Raw genomic sequence first — 21,582 nt, 5'->3', positions numbered from 1 at the left:
CATGACGAAGACGCCGCAAGAGATCCTGGATTTCTGGTTCTCGGACCAGATGAGCCGCTACTGGTTCGCCAAATCCGACGATATCGACCGCGAGATCGCCGCCCGATTTGCCGACACGCTGGAGGCCGCCGATGCCGGACGGCTGGACCACTGGATCGAGGATGCCGGCAGCGCGCTGGCGCTGGTGATCGCGCTGGACCAGTTCCCGCGCAACATCCATCGCGGCGGCCCCCGCGCCTTTGCCAGCGACCCGCTGGCCCTGTCCCATGCAACCGCTGCGCTGGATCGCGGCCACGATCAGGCCCAGCCTCCCGAACGGCGGCAATTCTTCTATCTGCCCTTCATGCATGCCGAGGATCTGGCCGCGCAGGACCGCTCGGTCGCGCTGTATGAGACGCTCGGCGACGAGAACTCGCTGCATTTCGCGCGCGATCACCGCGACATCGTCGCGCGCTTTGGCCGCTTTCCCCATCGCAACGCCATCCTCGGGCGCGAGACGACGTCGGACGAGGCCGAGTTCCTGAAGACCCATTCCGGCTTCTGAGGGGCTGGATGCTGGTGGCGTGATCGGCCTATAGCTGTCGCAAAACGGGGGGCGACATGCGGATCTGCGTCATCAATACCGGCGGCACCATCAGTTGCGTGGGCCAGCCCCTGGCGCCCATGCCCTCGGTCCGGTTCGCGGATGCGGCGCGGCAGGTGCTGGGCCCCGCCCTCGACGCGGCGCTGCCGGGGATGGCGCTGCATTTCGACACGGGCCTGCATTTCGACAGCGGCACGGGGATGCTGGACAGCACCGATCTGCGCCCCTCGGACTGGTGCCGCATCGCGCGCCGCGTGCTTGAGCGTTACGCCGATCACGACGCCTTCGTGATCCTGCACGGCACCGACACGATGGATTACAGCGGCACGGCGCTGGCGCTGCTGCTGAACGCGCCCGACGCGCTTGGCCTGCCGCGCGCCTGCCTGTCGAAGCCCGTGATCCTAACCGGCTCGCAGCTGCCCCTGTTCCGCGAGAGGCCGGACGGGCTGGTCCTGAACGCGGGCAGCGACGCGCTGGCCAACCTGACCGGCGCGCTTGAGGTCGCGCGCCTGCGCCTGCCCGAGGTGGGGCTGTTCTTCGACGGACGCCTTCTGCGCGGCAGCCGGGCGCTGAAGGTCTCGACCAGCCGGTTCGCGGCGTTCGACAGCCCGCATCTGGCGCCCCTGGCGGAACGCGGCATCGGCGTCCGTATGGGCGCCGCGCGGCCCCTGCCCGGCCCCGCCGCGCCCGAACTGGCGCTGGACGCGCCCGAAGCGCGGGCGATGACGCTGGCGCGGCTGGACCGGATCGCCGCGCGGATCGACGCGCAGCGCATCGTGCAGATCCCCGCCGTGCCCGCCGATCACCGCGCCTCGGCCCCGCTCTTGGCGCAGATGGTCCGCGCGGCGGTGGAGGATGGCGCCACGGGGCTGGTGCTGGAGGGTTTCGGCGCGGGCAACATCCCCCAGGGCGGGGGCGCGCTGGAACAGGCGCTGCGGGCGGCGCGCGTGCCGGTGCTGATCGCCAGCCGGGCCGTGGCGGGGCAGGTCGGCGCCTTCGATTACGCGGCAGGCGCCTGGATCGCGGGAACCGGCGCGATCGCGGCGGGTGACATGACGCCGGTCGCGGCCTTGGCCAAGCTGATGATCCTGAACGCCGATCCCGACACGCCCGATCTGCGCGCCATGCTGGCGCGCAGCCTTGCGGGCGAATGCGCGGCCCCCGACCGGATCGAGGATGCGCTCTGGCCCGGTCAGGCGATCAGCGCCGCCGACGCGCCCCTGCGGCTGGAGAACGATCCCGCGCACGGTCCGCGCCTGATCCGCGAGGGTGCGGTCCTGTGGCAGGCCCCCGGTCCGGGGCGGCTGGAGATGCGCGGCGACCGGCTGGCCCTGATCGCCCCCGACGGCGCGATCGGCTGGCACAGCGCGCCGCAGCCGGGCGGGCTGCCCGTCCTGACGGCTCAGGGCCTGCTGCTGGTCGATCCGGCCCGCCGCGCCGCGCCTGTCGTGGCGCTGCCGGGCTGACAGGATGCGGGCCATGCGCTAGGCAGGGCGACAGACGGGCGAAACCGATGGGGAAACCATGCCGCTGATCCATGTCCTGAACGGGCCGAACCTGAACCTGCTGGGCCAGCGACAGCCCGAGATCTATGGCCGGGAAACACTTGCCGATGTCGAGGCCCTGTGCCGCAAGGCCGCCGCGCCCCACGAGATCCGCTTCCTGCAATCGAACTGGGAAGGCCAGATCGTGGACTGGATCCACGAGGCCCGGCATGAGGCCGCAGCCATCGTCATCAACCCCGCGGCGCTGACCCATACCTCGGTCGCGGTGCTGGACGCGCTGATGGCTTTCGACGGCCCGGTCATCGAGGTGCACCTGTCGCAGGTCCACAAGCGCGAGCCGTTCCGCCACCATTCCTACGTCTCGAAACGCGCCGATGGCGTCGTTGCCGGGCTGGGGATCGAGGGCTATGCCGCCGCCCTGCGCCGCATCATGCAGCTGCTGGGGTGAAAAAAGCCGCCGGCCGCGCCGAGGGAGGAGGAGGGCGGCGGGCACCGGCGGCTTTCCGTTCCGATTGGGGGGCAATCGGAGAATCTACGAGTGCGCGTCTCGTACGTTCAATATGCCAGCCGCGACGCGCCGGGTCATCCGAGTCGGGCATCTTTCATGCTGCATTGCAGAAAAAGATCGCGGACAGGGCACGATTTTGGCGCATCTGCGCAAATGGCGGGCAATCTGCGCATCAATTTGCGACGGAAAGCCGTTCGAGATAGCGCGCAGACCACCATGCCACGTCCTGTTCGACCACCCCTTGCAGCAGCGCGGCATGGCGGCGGCGGCGTTCGCCGGGCGGCATGGCGATGGCCTCGGCCATGGCCTCGGCCAGTTCCTGCGGATCATGGGGGTTGACGATCAGCGCATCCGTCATCGTCTCGGCCGCGCCGGCAAAGCGGGACAGGATCAGCACGCCGGGATCGACCACGTCCTGCGCGGCGACATATTCTTTGGCCACGAGGTTCATCCCGTCCGCCAGCGGCGTGACCAGCCCGATCCGCGCCTGCCGGTAAAGCCCCGCCAGCACGGTGCGCGGAAAGGGCCTGTGGATGAAGCGGATCGGCGTCCAGTTCAGCGTGGCGAACTGGCCGTTCACGCGGCCGGCCAGATGCTCGGTCTCTTCGCGGATGTCCTGATAGGCCTCGACCTCGCCCCGCGTCGGCGGCGCGATCTGCAGGAACGAGACCTGCTCGATCAGTTCGGGGCGCGTCTCCAACAGCATCTGATAGGCGCGGAAACGCTGCGGGATGCCCTTGGAATAGTCCAGCCTGTCCACGCCGATCATCATGCGCGCCCCGGTCAGGCTGCGCATCCGGTCCTCGTCCGGGGCCTGGCGTGCCTCGGCGATGAAGGCGCTGGCATCGATGCCGATGGGAAAGACCCCGGCCCGCAGGGTCCGGCCGCACAGGCGGATCATGTCGCGGTCGATGGGCTGGAATTGCGACAATTGCCGCGCGCTTTCCACGAAGGCGCCCAGATCGCGGCGCGTCTGGAAGCCCAGCAGGTCGTAATGGGACAGCCATTCGAACAATTCGGTCGGATTGGGCAAGGCCGCGCAATCGGCCGGCCCCGGAAAGGGGATGTGCAGGAAATGCCCGATCGGCGCTGTCACGCCCCGTTCGCGCAGGGCGGCGGCCAGCGGGAAAAGCTGATAATCCTGCACCCAGATCCGGTCATCCGGGCGCAGATGCGGCAGCATCAGGTCCGCGATCCGGCCCGCCACGCGGCGATAGCCCTCAAGATAGTCGGGAACGATCCGCATCAGATCGGCCCGCCCATGGCACAGGGGCCACAGCGTCGAATTGGAGTAGCCCGCGTAATAGCTGTCGTGATCCTGCTGCGACAGATCGAAGGACAGCCGCCGGAAGCGCGCGCCGGGATGGTCGTGCAGATGATCGGCGGGCGCGTCCGAGGGTTCGCCCGAAAAGCCGATCCAGACGCCGCCCGACGTGCCAAGCGCATCCTCGAGCGCGACGACAAGCCCGCCCGACGGATTGTCGCCAAGCGGCAGACGGTTCGAGACGACGACAAGGCGGGAAGAGGTCGGGCTGGTCATGGGGACTCTCAGCTGAGGGACGCGTCCAGCCAACCGGCCAGCGCCTCGGGATCGGGCAGTGTGTAGCGGGCGACCGATGGGCCCGGCCCGATCCTGATGCCGAAACCGCCGCGCGCCTGCGCCTCGGCCATGGCGGGCTCGTCGGTCGTGTCGTCGCCCGCATAGACCGGCATGCGCCCGGCAAAGGGCGCCATGCCCATCAGCCGCGCCAGGGCGTCGCCCTTGCCGATGCCGGCGGGGCGCAGTTCGACCGCCATCTTGGCCGGTTGCAGGGCAAGGCCCGGATGGGCGGCGGCCAGTCGTTCCGAAAGATCCTCGACGAAGGACCGCAGGGCGGGGTCGGCGCGGTAATGCAGCGCCACGCCGTGGGGCTTTTCCTCGACCAGCACCACCGGATGGGGCTGGGCCAGTTCGCGGGCGACCCGGTGCAGGCGGTCGATGTCCAGATCGGGATGGCCGGCGGACTCGATCCGGCCGGGGGCGGGCGAGAATTCGGCGCCATGGCTGCCCGCGACGATGCCGGGAAAGTCGGGAAGATGCCCGCGCAGATCGGCCACGTCGCGCCCCGAGACCAGCGCCACGGCGCCGCCCTGCCGCTGCAGCAGGCGCGACAGGCGCCGGGTCAGGGCGGGCGTCACCTGCACCGCATCCGGCCTGGGGGCGATATCGACGAGACAGCCGTCGAAATCGAGAAACAGCGCGGCTGAGGCAGGCAGGGGCGGAGGCGTCATGGCATGTCCCGGTCGTGTTCCGTCACGCAATCAACACGCGAAGCCGCCGAAAGGTCCGGGCCGCGCGGATTTTCGCGCCCTCAGAACTCGATGCCGGGCTGCGCCTTGATGCCCGCGCGGAACGGGTGCTTGACCTGCGCCATCTCGGTCACCAGGTCGGCGGCCTCGATCAGCGCATCGGGGGCGCCGCGTCCGGTCAGGATCACATGGGTCATGGGCGGCTTCTCGGCCGTCAGGAAATCCAGCACCTCGGCCACGTCCAGATAGCCGTAGCGAAAGGCGATGTTGATCTCGTCCAGAAGGACCATGCGGATCGAGGGGTCGCGGATCAGCGCCTTGGCCTTTTCCCATCCCGCCTGCGCCGCCGCCACGTCGCGCGCCTTGTCCTGCGTCTCCCATGTGAAGCCCTCGCCCATGGCGTGAAATTGGCAGAGATCGGCGAAATGGGTGGTCAGCAGGCGACGCTCGCCGGTATCCCAGGCGCCCTTGATGAACTGGACGACCGCGCAGGGCATCTGGTGGGCGATGGCGCGCATGATCATGCCGAAGCCGCTGCTGGATTTGCCCTTGCCCGGCCCTGTATGCACGATCACCAGCCCCTTTTCGCCGGTGCGGGTCTGCATCATGCGGTCGCGCGCGGCCTTCTTCCTGGCCATCTTCGCGGCGTGGCGGGCCTGTTCCTCGGCGGGAATGGCGGGGGTCTCAGTCATCGGGTCACTCCTTGCGGTTGACAAAGCGGCCGGTCGCGCCTTTGGTAGCCCTGCGCTGGTTCCCGCCGCAAGGCGGGCGAAGAGGGAATGCGAAGGGCCGACACCGGCCTGAACGCAGCCGCCCCCGCGACCGTGACCGGAAAGGTCGCCCGTTGCCACTGGTCCTGCCCCCATCGGGGAACGGGCCGGGAAGGTGGGCCGACCGTTGGGCCGAGGCCCTGAATCCGCAAGCCGGGAGACCTGCCAGCGCCGATGACAACGGGCGAACGGGGTGTTTCGCGACCGGCAGAAGGCGGCGGGGGAACCCGTCCGCCCTGTTGGCCCATCCCCCGCCAAGGCGAAAGGACGGGCCGCGATGCGCGCCATCTTGCATGTCTGCACCACCTGTCGCAGGGTCGCGGCAGAGAATGCCGCCGGTGACACGCGCCCCGGCGCCGCGCTGCTGGACGCGCTGGCCTCGGACGCGCCCGATCAGGTGCTGGTCCAGGGCGTCGAATGCCTGTCGGCCTGTTCGCAGGGCTGCGCCGTCGCGCTGAGCGCGCCGGGCAAATGGGCCTATGTCTATGGCCGCATGACCCCCGCCGACGCGCCCGAGATCCTGTCCGGCGCCCGCGCCTATGCCGAGGCCGCCGACGGGATCGTCCCCTGGCGCGAACGCCCCGCGATCTTTCGCAAGCAGAGCCTTGCGCGCATCCCCCCGACCCCCCTTCCGCAGGAGCAGGAATGACCGACCTCGTTAAAATCCCCGTCACCGTGATCACCGGCTTTCTGGGCTCGGGCAAGACGACGCTGATCCGGCATCTGATGCAGAACCCGCAGGGCCGCAGGCTGGCCGTGATCGTCAACGAATTCGGCACGTTGGGCGTGGATGGCGACATCCTTCGGGGCTGCGCCGACGCTTCCTGCCCGGCCGAGAACATCGTCGAGCTGGCGAATGGCTGCATCTGCTGCACGGTGGCCGACGACTTCATCCCCACGCTGGAATCGCTGATGGCGCTGCCCGAGCGTCCCGACCACATCCTGATCGAGACCTCGGGTCTGGCCCTGCCCAAGCCGCTGCTGAAGGCCTTTGACTGGCCCGCGATCCGGTCGCGCATCACGGTCGATGGCGTCGTCGCGCTGGCCGATGCCGAGGCGGTCGCGGCGGGCCGCTTCGCGCCCGACGTGGCGGCGGTGGATGCGCAGCGCGCCGCCGATGACAGCCTTGACCACGAGACGCCGCTTTCCGAGGTGTTCGAGGACCAGATCGCCTGCGCCGATCTGGTGCTGCTGACCAAGGCCGATCTGGCGGGCGAGGCGGGGCTGGCCGCCGCCCGCGCCGCGATCGAGGCCGTGGCGCCCCGCCCCCTGCCCGCCCTGACCGTGACCGAGGGCGCCATCGACCCCCGCCTGATCCTGGGCCTCGACCGCGCGGCCGAGGATGATCTGGACGCCCGCCCCAGCCATCATGATGGCGCCGACGACCACGAACACGAGGATTTCGACACCGTGGTCATCGACCTGCCCGAGATCGCCGACCCCGCCGACCTGTCCGCCCGCATCGCCCGGCTCGCGGAGGAGCAGCACATCCTGCGGGTCAAGGGTCATGTCGCGGTGGCCGGCAAGCCCATGCGCCTGCTGGTTCAGGCCGTGGGGGCCCGCGTGCGCCATCAATATGACCGCCCCTGGGGCGAGACGCCGCGCGCATCGCGGCTGGTGGTGATCGCGGAACACGACCATGTCGATCCGGCCGCGATCCGCGCCGTGCTGGAAGGCGTGCCTGCCTGATGCATGTCATCTTCCGCGAACAGGTCGGGCTGGATCAGACCGACACCCCCTATGATCCCGGGCAGACGCCCGGCGATCTGGTGGTCCTGTCCTTTTCGGACAGCGATCTGGGGGCTTTCGCGGAAGGGTGGCGGCGCGCGGCGGGGGGGCTGCCTCCGACGCGGCTCTGCAATCTGGTGGCGCTGCGGCACCCGGTCTCGGTCGATGCCTATGTCGAAAACACCCTGTCGGGAGCCAGGGGCATCCTGATCCGCCTGATCGGGGGCGAGGCTTATTGGCCCTATGGCCTGGCCTCGGTGCAGGATCTGGCGCGGCGCAAGGGCATCGCACTGGCGGTGCTGCCCGCCGACGGGCGCGACGATCCGCGGCTGGACGAGGTTTCGACCGTCCCGGCCTCGGTCCTGCGGGTTCTGAGGCGGCATTGCGATCAGGGCGGCGCGGTCGCCGCTCAGGCGGCGCTGGCGCAGATGGCCGTCGCCTCAGGGCTGGAGGCCGCACCCGTGCCCGGCGTCAAGGCGCTGCCACAGACGGGCTTTTACGACCCGGATCGTGGCGTGCTGCCCGAACCGGGCGGCGTGCAGGCGCTGGTGACCTTCTATCGCAGCTGGCTCGCGGCGGCGGATATGGCGCCGATCGACGCGCTGATCCGGGCGCTGCGCGATCGCGGGATCAGGGCGATGGGGGCCTTTGCGCCCTCGCTCAAGGCGCCGGGTCTGGAGGAATGGCTGATGTCCGCGCTGCCGGGCGCGCCGGAACTGGTCGTCAACGCAACGGGTTTTTCGGGCGGCGGCGGGGGCGCGCCCTTCGGCGGCTGGTCCTGCCCGGTCTTTCAGGTCGCCCTGTCCACGAACCGCAGGCGCGACTGGCTGGCCGCCGAACGCGGCCTGTCGCCGCCGGATCTGGCGATGAACGTCGTCCTGCCCGAGATCGACGGCCGCATCTTTGCCGGAAACATCAGCTTCAAGGCCGTCAGCCCGCGCGATCCCGACCTGCAATTCGCGCGCTTCGTGCATCGCCCCGATCCGGACCTGCTGGCGCAGGCGGTGGACCGCATCGCGGCATGGCACGCTCTGGCGCGCGGGGCGCGACGGGTCGCGATGGTCCTTTCGACCTATCCGGGGCGCGACTGGCAGCAGGCCCATGCGGTGGGGCTGGACGCCCCGGCCTCGGCGCAGGCGGTGGGGCAGATGCTGGGCACGGAACTGCCCGGCCTGCCCCAAGGCACCATTGCCTGGCCCCTTGCCGCCTATCGGGCCGCGCTGCCGCGCCTGCCGCAGGCCCTGCGTGACGATCTGCACGCCGCCTGGGGCGCGCCCGAGACCGATCCCGATTGCCGCGACGGCGCGTTCCACCTGCGCGCCAGCCGCCACGGCCCCGTCATCCTGGCGCTGCAACCCGAACGCAGCCACCGCGAGGGGCGCGAGGACAGCTATCACGACCTGACCCGCGTGCCGCGCCATGAATATGTGGCCTTTTACCTGTGGCTGGCCGAACAGGCGCCCGACCTGCTGATCCATATGGGCGCGCATGGCACGCTGGAATGGCTGCCGGGCAAGGCGGTGGCCCTGTCGGGCACCTGCTGGCCGCAGGCGCTGCTGGGGGCGATGCCGGTGATCTATCCCTTCATCGTCAACGATCCGGGCGAGGCCGCGCAGGCGAAACGCCGCATCGGGGCCGTGACCCTGGGCCATATGCCGCCGCCCATGCGGGAGGCCGCCCTGCCTCCCGGCATGGCCGGGCTGGAGCGGTCCTTGGACGAATATTCCACCGCCGACGGGCTGGACCCGGCGCGCCGCGACCGCCTGATCGCCGCGATCCGGGACGAGGCGCGCGCCCTGGGGGTCGAGGCCGATCTGGGCATCCCCCCGGATGCCAGCGCCGCCGAGGCGATCACCCGCATCGACCGCTTCGTCTGCGACATCAAGGAAAGCCAGTATGGCGAGGGGCTGCATGTCTGGGGCAGCGGCCCCTGCGGGGACGCGGAACGCGACGGCCTGATGGCGGCGCTGGCGGGGCGCTTCGTGCCGCCGGGGCCGTCGGGCTCGCCCCATCGGGGGCGGTCGGACGTGATGCCCACGGGGCGCAACCTGTTCTCGGTCGACCCCCGTGCTGTGCCGACGCCCGCAGCCCATGCCCAGGGCGTCAAGCTGGCCGAGGAATTGCTGCGCCGCCATCTGCAGGATCACGGGGACTGGCCGCGCGGGCTGGTCGTCGACCTGTGGGGCAGCGCGACGATGCGGACGGCGGGCGAGGAATTCGCCATGGCCCTGCATCTGGCGGGGCTTAAACCCGTCTGGGACAGCGGCTCGGGCCGCGTCACGGGGGTCGAGATCGTGCCCCTGGCGCTGCTGGGCCGCCCGCGCATCGACGTGACCCTGCGCGTCTCGGGCCTGTTCCGCGACGTCTTTCCGGCGCTGGCGCAGCTGTTCCAGACCGGGGCCGAGGCCCTGGCCGCGCGGGACGAGGCCCCCGACCAGAACCCTTATTCCGGCGGCGCGCGGGTCTTCGGGCCGCAGCCCGGCCAATACGGGCTGGGCATGGGCACCGCGCCGACCGAATTCACCGAGGCCGCGCGTCAGGCGGCGGGCGAGGCCTGGATCGCGGCCTCCAGCTGGGCGATCGGCCCCGATGGCGCCAGTCACAAGGACCGCGACGCTCTGGAAGGCCGCCTGGCCCGCGCCGACAGCTTCGTCCACGCGCAGGACCTGCCCGAATCCGATCTGCTGCTGGCCGCCGATTATGCCGCGCATGAGGGCGGATTTGCCGCCGCCATGGCGCGGATCGGCGGGCGGGCCAACCTCTATCATCTGGACGCGACCCGGCCCGACCGCCCCCGCGCCCGGACCCTGAACGAAGAGATCGCCCGCACCATCCGCGCCCGCGCCGCCGATCCGGCCTGGGCCGATGCGATGACGCGGCACGGCTATCGCGGCGCGGCGGAAATCGCGGCGACGCTGGACCATCTGGCGGCCTTTGCCCATCTGGCGGGCGCGGTTCCGCCGCATCTGTTCGACCTCTATCATGAGGCGACGCTTAGCCGCCCCGAGATCGTGGCCTTCATGGCCGAGGCAAATCCCGCCGCGCTGGCCGCGATGGGCGACCTGTTCCAGCGCCTGCATGATGCCGGGCTGTGGGTGACGCGTCGCAATTCGATCCGGGCGGGGCTGGCATGATCCGCGGCTGGTGCCCCGGCGCGCTGCGCCCGATGGAATCGGGCGATGGCTGGGTGGTGCGGCTGCGCCCGCCCGGCGGACGACTGACCGGCGCGCAGGCGCTGGCCATCGCCGATGCGGCCGAGGCCCGTGGCAATGGCGTGATCGAACTGACCGGGCGGGCCAATCTGCAACTGCGCGGCGTGACGCCCGCCAGCCATGCGCCCCTGATCGCGGCGCTGCGGGCGCAGGGCCTGATCGACGCAGACATCGCCACGGAGACGCGACGCAACATCATCGTCACCCCATTCGCCGATGCCGCCACCGATGCGCTGGCCGCCGAACTTGCCGCGGCCCTTGCCGAATGCGACCTGCCGCTGCCCGCCAAGTTCGGCTTTGCCGTCGATCCCGGCCCCGCCCCTGTCCTGGGCCGCGACCCGGCCGATATCCGCATCGAGGCCGGCGCCTCCGGCCTTTGCCTCCGCGCCGACGGGGCGGACCGCGCAGCGCCATATGGCGGGCCGCAGGATGCGCTGGCGCTCGCGCGGTGGTTTCTGGATCAGGGCGGCGCGCCAGAGGGGCGGGGCCGCATGGCCGCGCTGACCGCGCGCACGATGCCCCCCGGCGCGACGCTGCCCGCGCCCGCTGCGGCGGCGGCGCCGCAGCCGGGGCTGCATCCGCAGGGGATGCTGGTTGCGCTGGAATTCGGCCAGATCGCGCCTGACGCGCTGCGCCGCCTCGGTCGTCTGGCGCCGCTGCGCCTGACGCCGTGGCGGATGGCCCTGATCGAGGGCGTGCGCCATCTGCCCGCGATGCAGGGCCTGATCCTCGACCCGGGCGAACCGCGCCTGCGGCTGCGCGCCTGCCCCGGCGCGCCCGCCTGTCCGCAGGCCCATGCGGCGACCCGCCCAATGGCCCGCGCATTGGCGCCGCTGATCCCGGACGATGCGATCCTGCATGTCAGCGGCTGCGCCAAGGGCTGCGGCTGGCCGCGTCCCGCCGATCTGACGCTGACCGCGACCGGCGCGGGCTTTGATCTGATCCGGCATGGCCGCGCCCATGATCCGGCCAGCCTGCGCGGTCTTGACCCCGACCAATTGCCCAAGGTGCTGTGATGCCTCATCTCTATGAAACGGACGGCGCCGCGATCTACCGCCAGTCCTTTGCCACGATCCGGGCCGAGGCCGATCTGGCGCGCTTCGACCCCGACGAGGAACCCGTGGTCGTCCGGATGATCCATGCGGCGGGGCTGGTGGGTGTTGAACGCGACGTGGCCTTCACCCCCGGCATGGCTGCCGCCGCCCGCGCGGCGCTGGCGGATGGTGCGCCGATCCTTTGTGATGCGCGCATGGTCAGCGAGGGGATCACCCGCCCCCGCCTGCCGGCGTGCAATGCCGTCATCTGCACCCTGCACGACCCCGAGGTGCCCGACATGGCCCGCGCCATGGGCAATACCCGCAGCGCCGCCGCGCTGGAATTGTGGCGCCCCCATCTGGCCGGCGCCGTGGTGGCCATCGGCAACGCCCCCACCGCGCTGTTCCATCTGCTGAACATGCTGGAGGACCCCGCCTGCCCCCGCCCCGCCGCGATCATCGGCTGTCCCGTGGGCTTCGTCGGCGCGGCGGAATCCAAGGACGCGCTGATGGCCGCCCCGCCCGCGCCCAGCCTGATCGTGCGCGGCCGGCTTGGCGGATCGGCCATCACCGTCGCCGCGATCAACGCGCTGGCCAGCCGGAGGGAATGATGGGACGCATCATCTGCGCGGGGCTGGGGCCGGGCGATCCGGACCTGATCTCGGTCCGGGCCGACCGGGCGGTGCGGGCCGCGCGCCATGTCGCCTACTTCCGCAAGGCGGGACGACCCGGTCAGGCGCGCCGCATCGTGCAGGGCATGCTGGCCCCCGACGCGGTCGAATACCCGATGGAATACCCGGTCACGACCGAGATCCCCTTTGATCACCCCGATTACAACGCCGCGCTGGCGGGGTTCTATGACCTCTGGGCGGCGCGTCTGGCGCAGCTGGCGCAGACCGACGATGTGGTCGTGCTGTGCGAGGGCGACCCGTTCCTCTATGGCAGCTTCATGCATCTGCAGCTGCGCCTGCAGGGATTGGCCGAGATCGAGGTGATCCCCGGCATTCCCGGCATGGTCGGTTGCTGGAACGCCCTGGGCCAGCCGATGACTTGGGGCGATGACGTGCTGACCGTTCTGATGGGTACCCTGCCCGAGGCAGACCTGATCCGCCACATGCAGGGCAGCGACGCGCTGGTCGTGATGAAGACGGGCCGCAACCTGCCCAAGCTGCGGCGCGCGCTGGCGGTTTCGGGTCGTCTGGCCGATGCCTGGCTGATCGAGCGCGGCACCATGCCCGGCCAGCGCATCGCGCCCCTGTCCGAGGTCTCCGACGACGATTGCCCCTATTTCGCGATCCTGCTGGTCCATGGCCACGGACGGCGCCCGATGGTGCGGGTCGCGGAATGAGCGGATGGATCACCGTCGCGGGGCTGGGACCGGGGTCGGAAGCCCTGATCACGCCCGAAGTCGCCGCCGCGCTGGATCAGGCGACCGATGTGATCGGCTACATCCCCTATGTCGCGCGGGTGGCGGCGCGGCCCGGCCTGACCCTGCATGCCAGCGACAACCGGGTGGAGCTGGACCGCGCCCGCCACGCCCTGTCCCTAGCGGCGCAGGACGCGCGTGTGGTCATCGTCTCCTCCGGCGATCCGGGCGTCTTCGCCATGGCCTCCGCCCTGTTCGAGGCGCTGGATGAGACGGGCGGCGATCCCGACATCCGCATCCTGCCGGGCATCACCGCCATGCTGGCGGCGGCGGCGCGGGCGGGCGCGCCCTTGGGCCATGATTTCTGCGCCATCAACCTGTCGGACAACCTCAAGCCCATGGCGCTTATCGAACACCGCCTGCGCCATGCGGCGCGGGGCGATTTCGCGATGGCCTTCTACAACCCGCGCTCGGCCAGCCGGCCCGAGGGGTTCGCCCGCGTGCTGGACATCCTGCGCGAGGAATGCGAGCCGGAACGCCTGATGATCTTTGCCCGCGCGGTCTCGACGCCCGACGAGGTGCTTCGCGTCGTCGCGCTGAGGGATGCGCGCCCGGACATGGCCGACATGCGGACCGTCATCCTGGTCGGCAACCGCGCGACCCGGCGGGTCGGGCGGTGGGTCTATACGCCGCGCGGGGTGGTCTGATGCAGCCAGTCCAGCGCATCCTCCGGCTTGGCGACCTCGGGACGGTCCGGCGCTGCGGGGCGGTCGATCAGCACGACGCGCACCCCCAGTTCGCGCGCGGCCTCCAGCTTGGCGCTGGCCCCCGCCCCGCCGCTGTTCTTGGCGACCAGATGGGTGATGGCGTGGTCCTGCATCAACGCCCGGTCGCCCTCGACGCTGAAGGGACCGCGCGCCAGAACGACCCGCGCGCCTGGCAGGGGCGGCGCCTCGGGCGCATCGACCAGCCGCAGCAGCCAGCGATGCGGCAGGGCGGCAAAGGGGGCCAGGTTCTGCCGCCCTATGGCCAGAAACACGCCCGTGGGCGCATGGGGCAAGGCCGCCACCGCGCCCGCGATGTCGGGGACGCGCTGCCAACCCGGATCGCCCGGCCAGGCCGGTCGGCGCAGCATCAGCATCGGCACGCAAGCCGCGCGGCAGGCGGCATCGGCATTGCGGCTGATCTGCGCGGCAAAGGGATGGGTCGCATCCACAACCGCCCCGATCCGCTGGTCGCGCAGGTAGCGCGTCAGCCCCTCGACCCCGCCGAACCCGCCGATCCGCGTGGGCAAGGGCTGGGCCAACGGCGCCTCGGTCCGCCCGGCATACGAGAAGACGGCCGCGATCCCCGCCTGCGCCAGCAGGGCGGCCAGGCAGCTGGCCTCGGTCGTGCCGCCCAGCAGCAGGATGCGTCGCATGTCTGACCCTTGGCTGACGATCATCGGGATCACCGAGGATGGCCCGGCGGGCCTGCCCGATGCAAGCCGCCGCGCGCTTGAGGCCGCCGAGGTCGTGTTCGGCGGCCCGCGCCATCTGGCGCTGGCAGGCGCGGGCGCGCGGGGGCGGGCCTGGCCGGTGCCCTTCGATCTCGCACCGCTGCTGGCACTGCGGGGCAGGCCGGTGGCGGCGCTGGTCTCGGGCGATCCGTTCTGGTGTGGGGCCGGGGGCAGCATCGCGGCGGCGCTGGCGCCCGGCGAATGGCGCGCCCTACCCGCGCCCGGCGTGCTGTCGCTGGCGGCAAGCCGCCTTGGCTGGCGGCTGGAGGATGTGGTGACGCTTGGCCTGCACGCCGCGCCCTTGGCCCGCCTGCGCCCGCATCTGGCGCGCGGCTGTCGGATCATCGCCACGCTGCGCGACGCCGACAGCCCGGCCGCGCTGGCCGCCTGGCTGGTCGATGAGGGCGCGGGGGCGGCGCGGCTGACCGTGCTGGAACGGCTGGGCGGCCCGGCCGAGCGGGTGCGGACCATGCCCGCCCACGCCTTCGCGATGGATTGCGCCGCGCCGGTGGCAGTTGCCATCGACGGCACCGAACTGCCGCGGGGCTATGGCCTGCCCTCGGTGCCGGGGCGGGCGGACCTCCTGTTCACCGATGACGGGCAGATCACCAGATCTCCGATCCGGGCGATGACGCTGGCGGCGCTGGAGCCGAGGGCGGGCGCGCTGCTGTGGGATATCGGCGGCGGCTCGGGCGCGGTGGCGGTGGAATGGGCGCTGGCCGGCGGTCGCGCCGTGACGATCGAGCCGCGAGCAGACCGCATCGCCCGCATCCGCGCCAATCTGGACGGCTTCGGCGTGGCGCATCGCGTGACCGCCATCCAAGGCAGCGCGCCCCCGGCGCTGGACGGCCTGCCCGATCCCGATGCGGTCTTCGTCGGCGGCGGCGCGTCCGAGGCGCTGATGCAGGCGCTGTGGGCCCGCCTGCCGCCGGGCGCGCGGCTGGTCGCCAATGCCGTGACGCTGGAGACCGAGGCCCTGCTGGCGCGCTGGCACGCCTCGTGCGGCGGTCGCCTGATCCGCATCGACATCGCCGAGGCAGCCCCCCTGGGCCGCATGCGCGGCTGGTCCCCCGCCCGCCCCGTCACGCAATGGAGCGTCACATGCGGATCGCCGGAATAGGCTGCCGCCCCGGCACGACCCTGCCCGCCCTGCTGGCCGCGCTGGATGCGGCCGGCGGCGCCGATGCGCTGGCGACGATCCACGTGCGCGAGGCCGATCTGCGCCCGCTGGCCCGCGCGCGGGCCCTGCCGCTGCATCTGGTCGACGTGACGGGCATCGCCACGCCCACCCGATCGCCCCGCATCCTCCGGGCCTTCGGCACCGGATCGGTGGCCGAAGCCGCAGCCATCGCTGCGGGTGGCCGTCTGATCCATCCGCGCCGGACCTTCGGCCCCCCCGCCAACGCCGTCACCATCGCCATCGCAGAGGTTCCATGACCGTCCATTTCATCGGCGCAGGCCCCGGCGCGCCCGACCTGATCACCCTGCGCGGCCGCGACCTGATCGCGGCCTGTCCGGTCTGTCTCTATGCCGGATCGCTGGTGCCGGCCGCGCTGCTGGCCCATTGCCCGCCCGGCGCGCGGATCGTGAACACCGCGCCGCTGTCGCTGGACCAGATCATCGCCGAGATGCAGGCCGCCCATGATGCAGGCCATGACGTCGCGCGGCTGCATTCGGGCGACCTGTCGGTCTGGTCCGCGATGGGCGAGCAGATCCGCCGCCTGCGGGCGCTGGCGATCCCCTTCGACGTGACGCCGGGCGTGCCCAGCTTTGCCGCCGCCGCAGCCGCCCTGCAGGCCGAGCTGACCCTGCCGGGCCTTGCGCAATCGGTGGTGCTGACCCGCACGCCCGGCCGCGCCTCGTCGATGCCCGAGGGCGAGACGCTGGCCGCCTTTGCCGCGACCGGAGCGACTCTGGCGATCCATCTGTCGATCCATGCGCTGGACCACGTGGTGGCCGATCTGACCCCGCATTACGGCCCCGATTGCCCGGTCGCGGTGGTCTGGCGCGCAAGCTGGCCCGACCAGCGCGTGATCCGCGCCACGCTGGCCACGATCCGGGCGCAAGGCATCGACCGCACCGCGCTGATCCTTGTCGGCCCGGCCTTGGCGGCCGAGGGCTTCAACGACAGCCGCCTTTATGCCGCCGATTACGACCGCCGATACCGCCCCGTCGGCGACGCGCCGAGATTTCCCGAATGACCCCCCGCCTCTCGCCGGGCCTGATGATCTCGGCCCCTGCATCGGGGACGGGCAAGACCATGCTGATGCTGGGCCTTCTGACCGCGCTGCGGCGGCGCGGGATGGCGGTGCAGCCCTTCAAGTCGGGGCCCGATTACATCGATCCGGGCTTTCACCGGGCGGCCTCGGGGCGGGCCAGCTTCAATCTGGATGCCTGGGCGATGGAGCCCGCCCGCCTGATCGCCCATGCGACGGCCCAGCCGCCCGCCGATCTGGTGCTGGCCGAGGGCTCGATGGGGCTTTTCGACGGGGTGGCGACGAAGGGCGAGACCGGGATCGGCTCCAGCGCCGAGATCGCGCAGATGATGGGATGGCCCGTCCTGCTGGTGCTGGATGTCGGCGGACAGGCACAATCGGCGGCGGCCACGGCGCGGGGCTTCGCGACGCTGCGGCCGAACCTGCCCTTTGCGGGCGTGGTGCTGAACCGCGTGGCCTCGGCCCGGCATGACCGGCTGATCCGGGCGGGGATGGACGAGGCCGGGATCCGCGTTCTGGGCAGCCTGCCGCGCCGGGGGGACATCGTCCTGCCCGAGCGCCATCTGGGCTTGGTCCAGGCCGAGGAAACGGCGGACCTTCAGGCGATCCTGGACGAGGCGGGCGCATTCGTCGCGGCGCATTGCGATCTGGACGCGATCATCGCCGCCGCCGCCAGCCGCGCCCTGCCCGAGACGCCCCGGCCCCGCGCCCTGACGCCTCCGGGCGGGCGGATCGCGCTGGCCCGCGACGCGGCCTTCAGCTTCGTCTATCCTCATGTGTTGGAGGCGTGGCGGCAGGCGGGCGCGACGATCCTGCCCTTTTCGCCGCTGGACGATCAGGGACCGGATGACAGCGCCGATTGCTGCTGGCTGCCCGGCGGATATCCCGAACTGCACGCGCCCCGGCTGGCGGCCTCTGCGGGCTTCCGCAGCGCGATGCACCGCTTTGCGGAGACGCGGCCGGTGCATGGCGAATGCGGCGGCTACATGGCGCTTGGCGCAGGTCTGGTGGATGCGGAGGGCACGCGCCACCAGATGCTGGGCCTGCTACGGCTGGAAACCAGCTACGCGAGGCGGCGCATGCATCTGGGCTATCGCCGGGCCGAGCCCTTCGCCGCGCTGCCCGGACTGGGGCGCGCCGCCTTGAGGGGGCATGAATTCCACTATGCCTCGATCACCCTGCAGCCCGACGCGCCGCTGGCCCGCGTGACCGACGCGACCGGGGCCGAAATGCCCGAGACCGGCAGCCATCGGGTGACGTCCGGGGGCGGTCAGATCACGGGCACCTTCTTTCACCTGATCGCCCCTGCCGCGACTTGACGCGGGCCTGTTGTTCACGTCTAGGTGAGGGCCTGCATGGTGCCCGTCAGGCGTGAAACGCCGGGCTTCATCGGGAATGGGGAAGGGCGGACCAAATCGAGGCGCCCGAAGCCCCAGCCGCCCCCGCGACTGTATGCGGCGAGCGCGCGTCACCAACGCCACTGGAGCGATCCGGGAAGGCCGACGCCGCGCCACGACCCGCAAGCCAGGAGACCGGCCATGACAGGCAGATCCATGCCGTCGGGTGGACGGCCAAAGGAGTATGACATGCATATCGAGGAAGGCGTCGTCACCGGCGCCAAGATCGTCCTGAGCTACGCAACCGCCACGGCGGCCGGGCTCTATTCGCTGAAACTGGCCCTCGGCGCGCTGCGGGCGCAGGGGGTGGGCTCTCTGGCCGCCCGCGCGGGTCTGGCCACGGCCGCGACCTTCGTGTTCTTCGAGGTCCTGCCGACCTGGCCCGTCGGCGTTTCCGAGGTGCACCTGATCCTCGGCTCGACGCTGTTCCTGATCTTCGGGGCGGCGCCCGCGGCGATTGGGCTGGCCTTGGGCCTGTTGATCCAGGGTCTGTTCTTCGCGCCCTTCGACCTGCCCCAATACGGCATGAACGTGACGACGCTGCTGGTGCCGCTGTTCGCCGTCGCGACCCTGGCGCGGCGGATCATCGCGCCCGGCACCGCCTATGTCGAGCTGCGCTACACTCAGGCGCTGGCGCTGTCGGCGGCCTATCAGGGCGGGATCGTGGCCTGGGTGGCGTTCTGGGCCTTCTACGGCCAGGGGGCCGAGGCCCTGCCCGGCATCCTGACCTTCGGCGCGGCCTATCTGCTGGTCCTCGCGCTGGAGCCTCTGGTCGATCTGGCGGTGCTGGCGGGCGCCAAGGCGGCACGCGGCCTGCGCGGCAGCGGGCTGGTCACGCCGCGGCTCTACGCATGATCGAGCTGGTGCTGATCGGGGCGGGCACCGGCCATCCCGACCACCTGACCCTGCAGGGCGTCCGCGCCCTGCAGGAGGCCGATCTGGTCCTGATCCCCCGCAAGGGCGCGGGCAAGGAGGATCTGGCCCATCTGCGCCGCGCGATGCTGGCGCGGCACCGGCCCGACGGCGCGGTGGTCGAGGTGGACCTGCCCGCGCGCGACCCGGAAATGCCCTATCTCCAAGCGGTTGAGGCCTGGCATGACGCGATCGCGCGGGCCTGGGCGCGGGCCGTCGATCTGCCGCAGGGCGGCAGCGTGGCGATGCTGGTCTGGGGCGATCCGTCGCTTTACGACAGCAGCCTGCGGATCGCGGCGCGGCTGGGCTGGCGCGCGCGGGTCATCCCCGGCATCACCGCCATCCAGGCGCTCTGCGCGGCCCATGCCATCCCCTTGAATTCCTTGGGCAACGAGGTCCGCATCACCACCGGCCGCCGCCTGCAAGAGCAGGGCTGGCCCGGGGGCTGCGACCGCATCGTGGTGATGCTGGATGGCGGCTGCGCCTTTCGCGCGCTGCCGCCCGAGGGGCTGACGATCTGGTGGGGCGCCTATCTGGGCATGCCCGAAGAGCGGCTGGATCACGGCCCCCTGGCCGAGGCCGGGCCGCGCATCGAGGCGATCCGGGCCGAGGCGCGGGCAGCTCATGGCTGGATCATGGATTGCTACCTTCTGGCCCTCACCAACCGGCCACAGGAGGCGCACGGCGCGTGCACAGCGCGTACACCGGCAACGCCCGGTCCGTTAAGCAGCCCTTAACCCTGCCCCGCCATGCTGCACGGGTTCAACAGGCGGGGGCTGTCATGACGATCACCAAGGCCGAGGCCGCGCGGCGGGCCAATTACCATTACATGGCGGATGCGATGCGGATGCTGGAATGGGACCTGCACAGCACGGTCCTGTCCCGGATGCGCATCCCCGAGGAATGGCACGAGATCGCGCGCGAGCGGGGGCGCGTTGACAAGACGCGCGTCACGCTGCGGCTGGATGCGGATGTGGTCAAGTTCTTCCGCGCGATGGGGCCGGACTGGCAGGCGCGGGTCAACCGGATCGTGGCGGCCTGGATGCATGCCCGGCTGGCGGGGCTGATCGAGGGGGCCGAGACGATGGATTACCTCAAGCGCCGCGAGGCCGAGGGGCTGGAGGGCCGCCGCCCCGAATGGGGCGACCTGCAGCGCGAGGAGGATGCGGCGCTGGCAGGCATGGGCGAGGAGCCGCTGCGTTCCCCCTCGGACCTCGGGGCGGGGGTGCCCATGGAGGGACCCCGCCGGATCAGCGAGAGGGGGAAGAGGGCGCTGCTGGAGGAGATGTTGAAGCGGAATGGGATGTGACATGATGATTGCAAGACTAAAAAACTTGCCGCATTATTGAGCATGGAAATTATTACCAAACCTGCTGGGGATTATGATGCCGATTTCTGCTGAAATGCGCCGACTTGAAGCCAGATTCGCGACACCGGGGTGGCCTCAATTTTTATCATGGCTTGAAGTAGAGAATATTCGCGGCTGGACTGGCCAGCGCATTGAGTTTCGATTCCCGATCGTCGCTCTAGTCGGAGAAAATGGCGCAGGAAAGAGCACAATTTTGCAAGCTGCGGCGGCGTCATATCAGTCGCCTCAAAATGAACGATATGCTTCAGATTTTTTTCCGGATACACCGTTCGAGAAGATCGAGGGTGCAGCGATCCGCTTTTCCTACAGGCAAGGGAATAATAACAACACCGGTGCAGTCAGGAAACCAACGAATAGATGGCGTGGCAATACTACTCGCCCAAAGCGTTTGGTGCAGTACGTCGACCTTCGGAGATTGCAACCCGTCTCCGCCAGAACGGGCTATGCACAACTCCTGAAGAAAGGTGTTGCAGAAGGCGCGAGTCAAGCCTTCGATGCGGGCCAACTTCAGCGATTAAGCTATATTCTTGGGAAGCAGTACTCCGCAGCGGGCATATCGGCAACCGACGCTGGAGCAGATAAAACGGTGCCGGTGCTCAACTTGGCTGATAATCGCTACTCAGGGTTCCATCAAGGTGCTGGCGAAATTACAGCGGCCGAACTACTCGCAGTAAGCTATCCGAAAAATTCGCTCATTCTAATCGATGAGATTGAGACATCGCTACACCCCCGGGCACAGCGGCGGCTAATGCGAGATCTAGCCACAATTGCACGGCTAAATGAACTTCAAATTATCATCACCACCCACTCACCATATGTTCTTGAAGAACTCCCCGATGCCGCACGGATTTATTTGATGGAAGGTGCAGAAGGGAAACGTCCAGTTACGGGCGTTAGCCCCGAGTTTGCGATGACTCGAATGGACGAAGAGGCTCATCCAGAATGCGACATCTATGTTGAGGACAATAGAGCCAAAGCGCTGTTGGGAGAAATCCTAGCTAATGTTGACCGAACCCTCCTCACCAGAAGCAAGCTTATACCGTTCGGATCGGCCCAAGTCGGCATCGCTCTAGGCTCCAGACTCATTGATCGTCAAAGCCAGAAGATGACGGTTGCGGCGAGGGCGACGGCGGAGAGGAAGGTTTTCGCACATCTGTCGTAGCGGGTCGCGACGCGGCGCCAGTCCTTCAGCCTG

General features: G+C 70.3%; 21 protein-coding genes, 2 pseudogenes and 2 riboswitches. Of the genes and pseudogenes, 18 read left to right on the top strand and 5 right to left on the bottom strand.

Annotated elements, in window-relative coordinates; genetic code table 11:
• The first annotated feature begins 1 nt into the window (after nucleotide 1).
• The 3 genes from QAR72_RS13070 to aroQ are packed head-to-tail and all read left to right on the top strand — an operon-like array spanning nucleotide 2 to nucleotide 2,536.
• On the top strand, nucleotides 2-544 hold the full coding sequence (locus tag QAR72_RS13070; RefSeq protein ID WP_304617821.1) for a DUF924 family protein: 543 nt from the start codon (nucleotides 2-4) through the stop codon (nucleotides 542-544).
• Between the two features lie 56 nt (nucleotides 545-600).
• A complete protein-coding gene (locus tag QAR72_RS13065; RefSeq protein WP_304617820.1) occupies nucleotides 601-2,049 on the top strand; it encodes an asparaginase in 1,449 nt (482 codons plus the stop codon).
• A 58-nt stretch (nucleotides 2,050-2,107) separates the two neighbouring features.
• Entirely contained in the window at nucleotides 2,108-2,536 is a 429-nt protein-coding gene (gene aroQ / locus QAR72_RS13060; protein ID WP_304617819.1) for a type II 3-dehydroquinate dehydratase, read from the top strand.
• A gap of 232 nt (nucleotides 2,537-2,768) precedes the next feature.
• Here aroQ and QAR72_RS13055 read toward each other — a convergent pair whose 3' ends face one another.
• The 3 genes from QAR72_RS13055 to cobO all read right to left on the bottom strand — a co-directional run bounded on the left by QAR72_RS13055 (nucleotide 2,769) and on the right by cobO (nucleotide 5,577).
• Nucleotides 2,769-4,136 carry an alpha,alpha-trehalose-phosphate synthase (UDP-forming) gene (locus tag QAR72_RS13055; RefSeq protein WP_304617818.1) on the bottom strand — a complete coding sequence of 456 codons (1,368 nt, stop codon included), beginning with the start codon at nucleotides 4,134-4,136 and terminating at the stop codon, nucleotides 2,769-2,771.
• An 8-nt stretch (nucleotides 4,137-4,144) separates the two neighbouring features.
• Entirely contained in the window at nucleotides 4,145-4,867 is a 723-nt protein-coding gene (otsB, locus tag QAR72_RS13050; RefSeq protein WP_304617817.1) for a trehalose-phosphatase, read from the bottom strand.
• Between the two features lie 80 nt (nucleotides 4,868-4,947).
• The gene (cobO, locus tag QAR72_RS13045) at nucleotides 4,948-5,577 is read right to left on the bottom strand and encodes a cob(I)yrinic acid a,c-diamide adenosyltransferase (RefSeq protein ID WP_304617816.1); all 630 of its coding nucleotides are present in this window, start codon (nucleotides 5,575-5,577) and stop codon (nucleotides 4,948-4,950) included.
• 39 nt (nucleotides 5,578-5,616) lie between these two features.
• A riboswitch (cobalamin riboswitch) is annotated at nucleotides 5,617-5,839 on the top strand.
• A gap of 93 nt (nucleotides 5,840-5,932) precedes the next feature.
• On the opposite strand from cobO, the gene QAR72_RS13040 reads away from it, so the two are divergent.
• Genes QAR72_RS13040 through cobJ form a run of 7 tightly spaced genes read left to right on the top strand, consistent with a single transcriptional unit; the run spans nucleotide 5,933 to nucleotide 13,702 of the window.
• Nucleotides 5,933-6,304, top strand: coding sequence for a DUF1636 domain-containing protein (locus tag QAR72_RS13040; RefSeq protein WP_304617815.1), 372 nt, complete (start codon nucleotides 5,933-5,935; stop codon nucleotides 6,302-6,304).
• Entirely contained in the window at nucleotides 6,301-7,344 is a 1,044-nt protein-coding gene (gene cobW / locus QAR72_RS13035; RefSeq protein WP_304617814.1) for a cobalamin biosynthesis protein CobW, read from the top strand. Before QAR72_RS13040 ends, cobW begins: the two co-directional genes overlap by 4 nt.
• Nucleotides 7,344-10,517, top strand: coding sequence for a cobaltochelatase subunit CobN (gene cobN / locus QAR72_RS13030; protein ID WP_304617813.1), 3,174 nt, complete (start codon nucleotides 7,344-7,346; stop codon nucleotides 10,515-10,517). Before cobW ends, cobN begins: the two co-directional genes overlap by 1 nt.
• The gene (gene cobG / locus QAR72_RS13025) at nucleotides 10,514-11,611 is read left to right on the top strand and encodes a precorrin-3B synthase (protein ID WP_304617812.1); all 1,098 of its coding nucleotides are present in this window, start codon (nucleotides 10,514-10,516) and stop codon (nucleotides 11,609-11,611) included. The genes cobN and cobG overlap by 4 nt, the downstream gene beginning before the upstream one ends.
• The gene (locus QAR72_RS13020) at nucleotides 11,611-12,240 is read left to right on the top strand and encodes a precorrin-8X methylmutase (protein WP_304617811.1); all 630 of its coding nucleotides are present in this window, start codon (nucleotides 11,611-11,613) and stop codon (nucleotides 12,238-12,240) included. Before cobG ends, QAR72_RS13020 begins: the two co-directional genes overlap by 1 nt.
• Nucleotides 12,240-12,977, top strand: coding sequence for a precorrin-2 C(20)-methyltransferase (gene cobI / locus QAR72_RS13015; RefSeq protein ID WP_304617810.1), 738 nt, complete (start codon nucleotides 12,240-12,242; stop codon nucleotides 12,975-12,977). Before QAR72_RS13020 ends, cobI begins: the two co-directional genes overlap by 1 nt.
• Nucleotides 12,974-13,702, top strand: a complete 729-nt coding sequence (gene cobJ / locus QAR72_RS13010) for a precorrin-3B C(17)-methyltransferase (RefSeq protein ID WP_304617809.1) — start codon at nucleotides 12,974-12,976, stop codon at nucleotides 13,700-13,702. Before cobI ends, cobJ begins: the two co-directional genes overlap by 4 nt.
• Here the strand turns inward: cobJ and QAR72_RS13005 are convergent.
• Nucleotides 13,678-14,415, bottom strand: a complete 738-nt coding sequence (locus tag QAR72_RS13005) for a cobalt-precorrin-6A reductase (RefSeq protein ID WP_304617808.1) — start codon at nucleotides 14,413-14,415, stop codon at nucleotides 13,678-13,680. The genes cobJ and QAR72_RS13005 overlap by 25 nt on opposite strands.
• Here QAR72_RS13005 and cbiE point away from each other — a divergent pair.
• The 8 genes and pseudogenes from cbiE to QAR72_RS12965 all read left to right on the top strand — a co-directional run.
• Complete coding sequence (gene cbiE, locus QAR72_RS13000; protein ID WP_304617807.1) at nucleotides 14,414-15,613, top strand: precorrin-6y C5,15-methyltransferase (decarboxylating) subunit CbiE; 1,200 nt, start codon at nucleotides 14,414-14,416, stop codon at nucleotides 15,611-15,613. The genes QAR72_RS13005 and cbiE overlap by 2 nt on opposite strands.
• Complete coding sequence (locus QAR72_RS12995; protein WP_304617806.1) at nucleotides 15,595-15,930, top strand: cobalamin biosynthesis protein; 336 nt, start codon at nucleotides 15,595-15,597, stop codon at nucleotides 15,928-15,930. Before cbiE ends, QAR72_RS12995 begins: the two co-directional genes overlap by 19 nt.
• Nucleotides 15,927-16,694, top strand: a complete 768-nt coding sequence (gene cobM / locus QAR72_RS12990; protein WP_304617805.1) for a precorrin-4 C(11)-methyltransferase — start codon at nucleotides 15,927-15,929, stop codon at nucleotides 16,692-16,694. Before QAR72_RS12995 ends, cobM begins: the two co-directional genes overlap by 4 nt.
• A gap of 23 nt (nucleotides 16,695-16,717) precedes the next feature.
• Nucleotides 16,718-18,028 (top strand): cobyrinate a,c-diamide synthase, encoded by a 1,311-nt coding sequence (locus QAR72_RS12985; RefSeq protein WP_331497656.1) that lies wholly within the window; start codon nucleotides 16,718-16,720, stop codon nucleotides 18,026-18,028.
• Between the two features lie 20 nt (nucleotides 18,029-18,048).
• A riboswitch (cobalamin riboswitch) is annotated at nucleotides 18,049-18,264 on the top strand.
• 31 nt (nucleotides 18,265-18,295) lie between these two features.
• Complete coding sequence (locus QAR72_RS12980; RefSeq protein ID WP_304617803.1) at nucleotides 18,296-18,961, top strand: energy-coupling factor ABC transporter permease; 666 nt, start codon at nucleotides 18,296-18,298, stop codon at nucleotides 18,959-18,961.
• Entirely contained in the window at nucleotides 18,958-19,755 is a 798-nt protein-coding gene (gene cobF, locus QAR72_RS12975; RefSeq protein WP_304617802.1) for a precorrin-6A synthase (deacetylating), read from the top strand. Before QAR72_RS12980 ends, cobF begins: the two co-directional genes overlap by 4 nt.
• A 44-nt stretch (nucleotides 19,756-19,799) precedes the next feature.
• Complete coding sequence (locus QAR72_RS12970) at nucleotides 19,800-20,327, top strand: BrnA antitoxin family protein (protein WP_304617801.1); 528 nt, start codon at nucleotides 19,800-19,802, stop codon at nucleotides 20,325-20,327.
• Nucleotides 20,328-20,400: 73 nt separating this feature from the next.
• Nucleotides 20,401-21,201: pseudogene (locus QAR72_RS12965) on the top strand (AAA family ATPase); the annotation flags it as partial.
• 278 nt (nucleotides 21,202-21,479) lie between these two features.
• On the opposite strand, the pseudogene QAR72_RS12960 reads toward QAR72_RS12965, so the two are convergent.
• Nucleotides 21,480-21,582, bottom strand: a pseudogene (locus QAR72_RS12960) (IS5/IS1182 family transposase); the annotation flags it as partial.

Origin of the sequence: Paracoccus sp. (in: a-proteobacteria) (genome assembly GCF_030604785.1) — a bacterium.
Taxonomy (GTDB): domain Bacteria; phylum Pseudomonadota; class Alphaproteobacteria; order Rhodobacterales; family Rhodobacteraceae; genus Paracoccus.
This window is presented reverse-complemented; position numbering and strand designations above follow the sequence as displayed.

Bases quoted from the DNA above. Each gene is read 5' to 3' on its own strand.
- QAR72_RS13070 (WP_304617821.1), top strand. From the start codon at position 2: ATGACGAAGACGCCGCAAGAGATCCTGGATTTCTGGTTCTCGGACCAG.
- QAR72_RS13065 (WP_304617820.1), top strand. From the start codon at position 601: ATGCGGATCTGCGTCATCAATACCGGCGGCACCATCAGTTGCGTGGGC.
- cobJ (WP_304617809.1), top strand. From the start codon at position 12,974: ATGAGCGGATGGATCACCGTCGCGGGGCTGGGACCGGGGTCGGAAGCC.
- cobI (WP_304617810.1), top strand. From the start codon at position 12,240: ATGGGACGCATCATCTGCGCGGGGCTGGGGCCGGGCGATCCGGACCTG.
- QAR72_RS13055 (WP_304617818.1), bottom strand. From the start codon at position 4,136: ATGACCAGCCCGACCTCTTCCCGCCTTGTCGTCGTCTCGAACCGTCTG.
- QAR72_RS12970 (WP_304617801.1), top strand. From the start codon at position 19,800: ATGACGATCACCAAGGCCGAGGCCGCGCGGCGGGCCAATTACCATTAC.
- cobW (WP_304617814.1), top strand. From the start codon at position 6,301: ATGACCGACCTCGTTAAAATCCCCGTCACCGTGATCACCGGCTTTCTG.
- cobF (WP_304617802.1), top strand. From the start codon at position 18,958: ATGATCGAGCTGGTGCTGATCGGGGCGGGCACCGGCCATCCCGACCAC.
- aroQ (WP_304617819.1), top strand. From the start codon at position 2,108: ATGCCGCTGATCCATGTCCTGAACGGGCCGAACCTGAACCTGCTGGGC.
- QAR72_RS12980 (WP_304617803.1), top strand. From the start codon at position 18,296: ATGCATATCGAGGAAGGCGTCGTCACCGGCGCCAAGATCGTCCTGAGC.
- cbiE (WP_304617807.1), top strand. From the start codon at position 14,414: ATGTCTGACCCTTGGCTGACGATCATCGGGATCACCGAGGATGGCCCG.
- QAR72_RS13005 (WP_304617808.1), bottom strand. From the start codon at position 14,415: ATGCGACGCATCCTGCTGCTGGGCGGCACGACCGAGGCCAGCTGCCTG.
- QAR72_RS13020 (WP_304617811.1), top strand. From the start codon at position 11,611: ATGCCTCATCTCTATGAAACGGACGGCGCCGCGATCTACCGCCAGTCC.
- QAR72_RS12985 (WP_331497656.1), top strand. From the start codon at position 16,718: ATGATCTCGGCCCCTGCATCGGGGACGGGCAAGACCATGCTGATGCTG.
- cobM (WP_304617805.1), top strand. From the start codon at position 15,927: ATGACCGTCCATTTCATCGGCGCAGGCCCCGGCGCGCCCGACCTGATC.
- cobG (WP_304617812.1), top strand. From the start codon at position 10,514: ATGATCCGCGGCTGGTGCCCCGGCGCGCTGCGCCCGATGGAATCGGGC.
- otsB (WP_304617817.1), bottom strand. From the start codon at position 4,867: ATGACGCCTCCGCCCCTGCCTGCCTCAGCCGCGCTGTTTCTCGATTTC.
- QAR72_RS13040 (WP_304617815.1), top strand. From the start codon at position 5,933: ATGCGCGCCATCTTGCATGTCTGCACCACCTGTCGCAGGGTCGCGGCA.
- cobN (WP_304617813.1), top strand. From the start codon at position 7,344: ATGCATGTCATCTTCCGCGAACAGGTCGGGCTGGATCAGACCGACACC.
- cobO (WP_304617816.1), bottom strand. From the start codon at position 5,577: ATGACTGAGACCCCCGCCATTCCCGCCGAGGAACAGGCCCGCCACGCC.
- QAR72_RS12995 (WP_304617806.1), top strand. From the start codon at position 15,595: ATGCGGATCGCCGGAATAGGCTGCCGCCCCGGCACGACCCTGCCCGCC.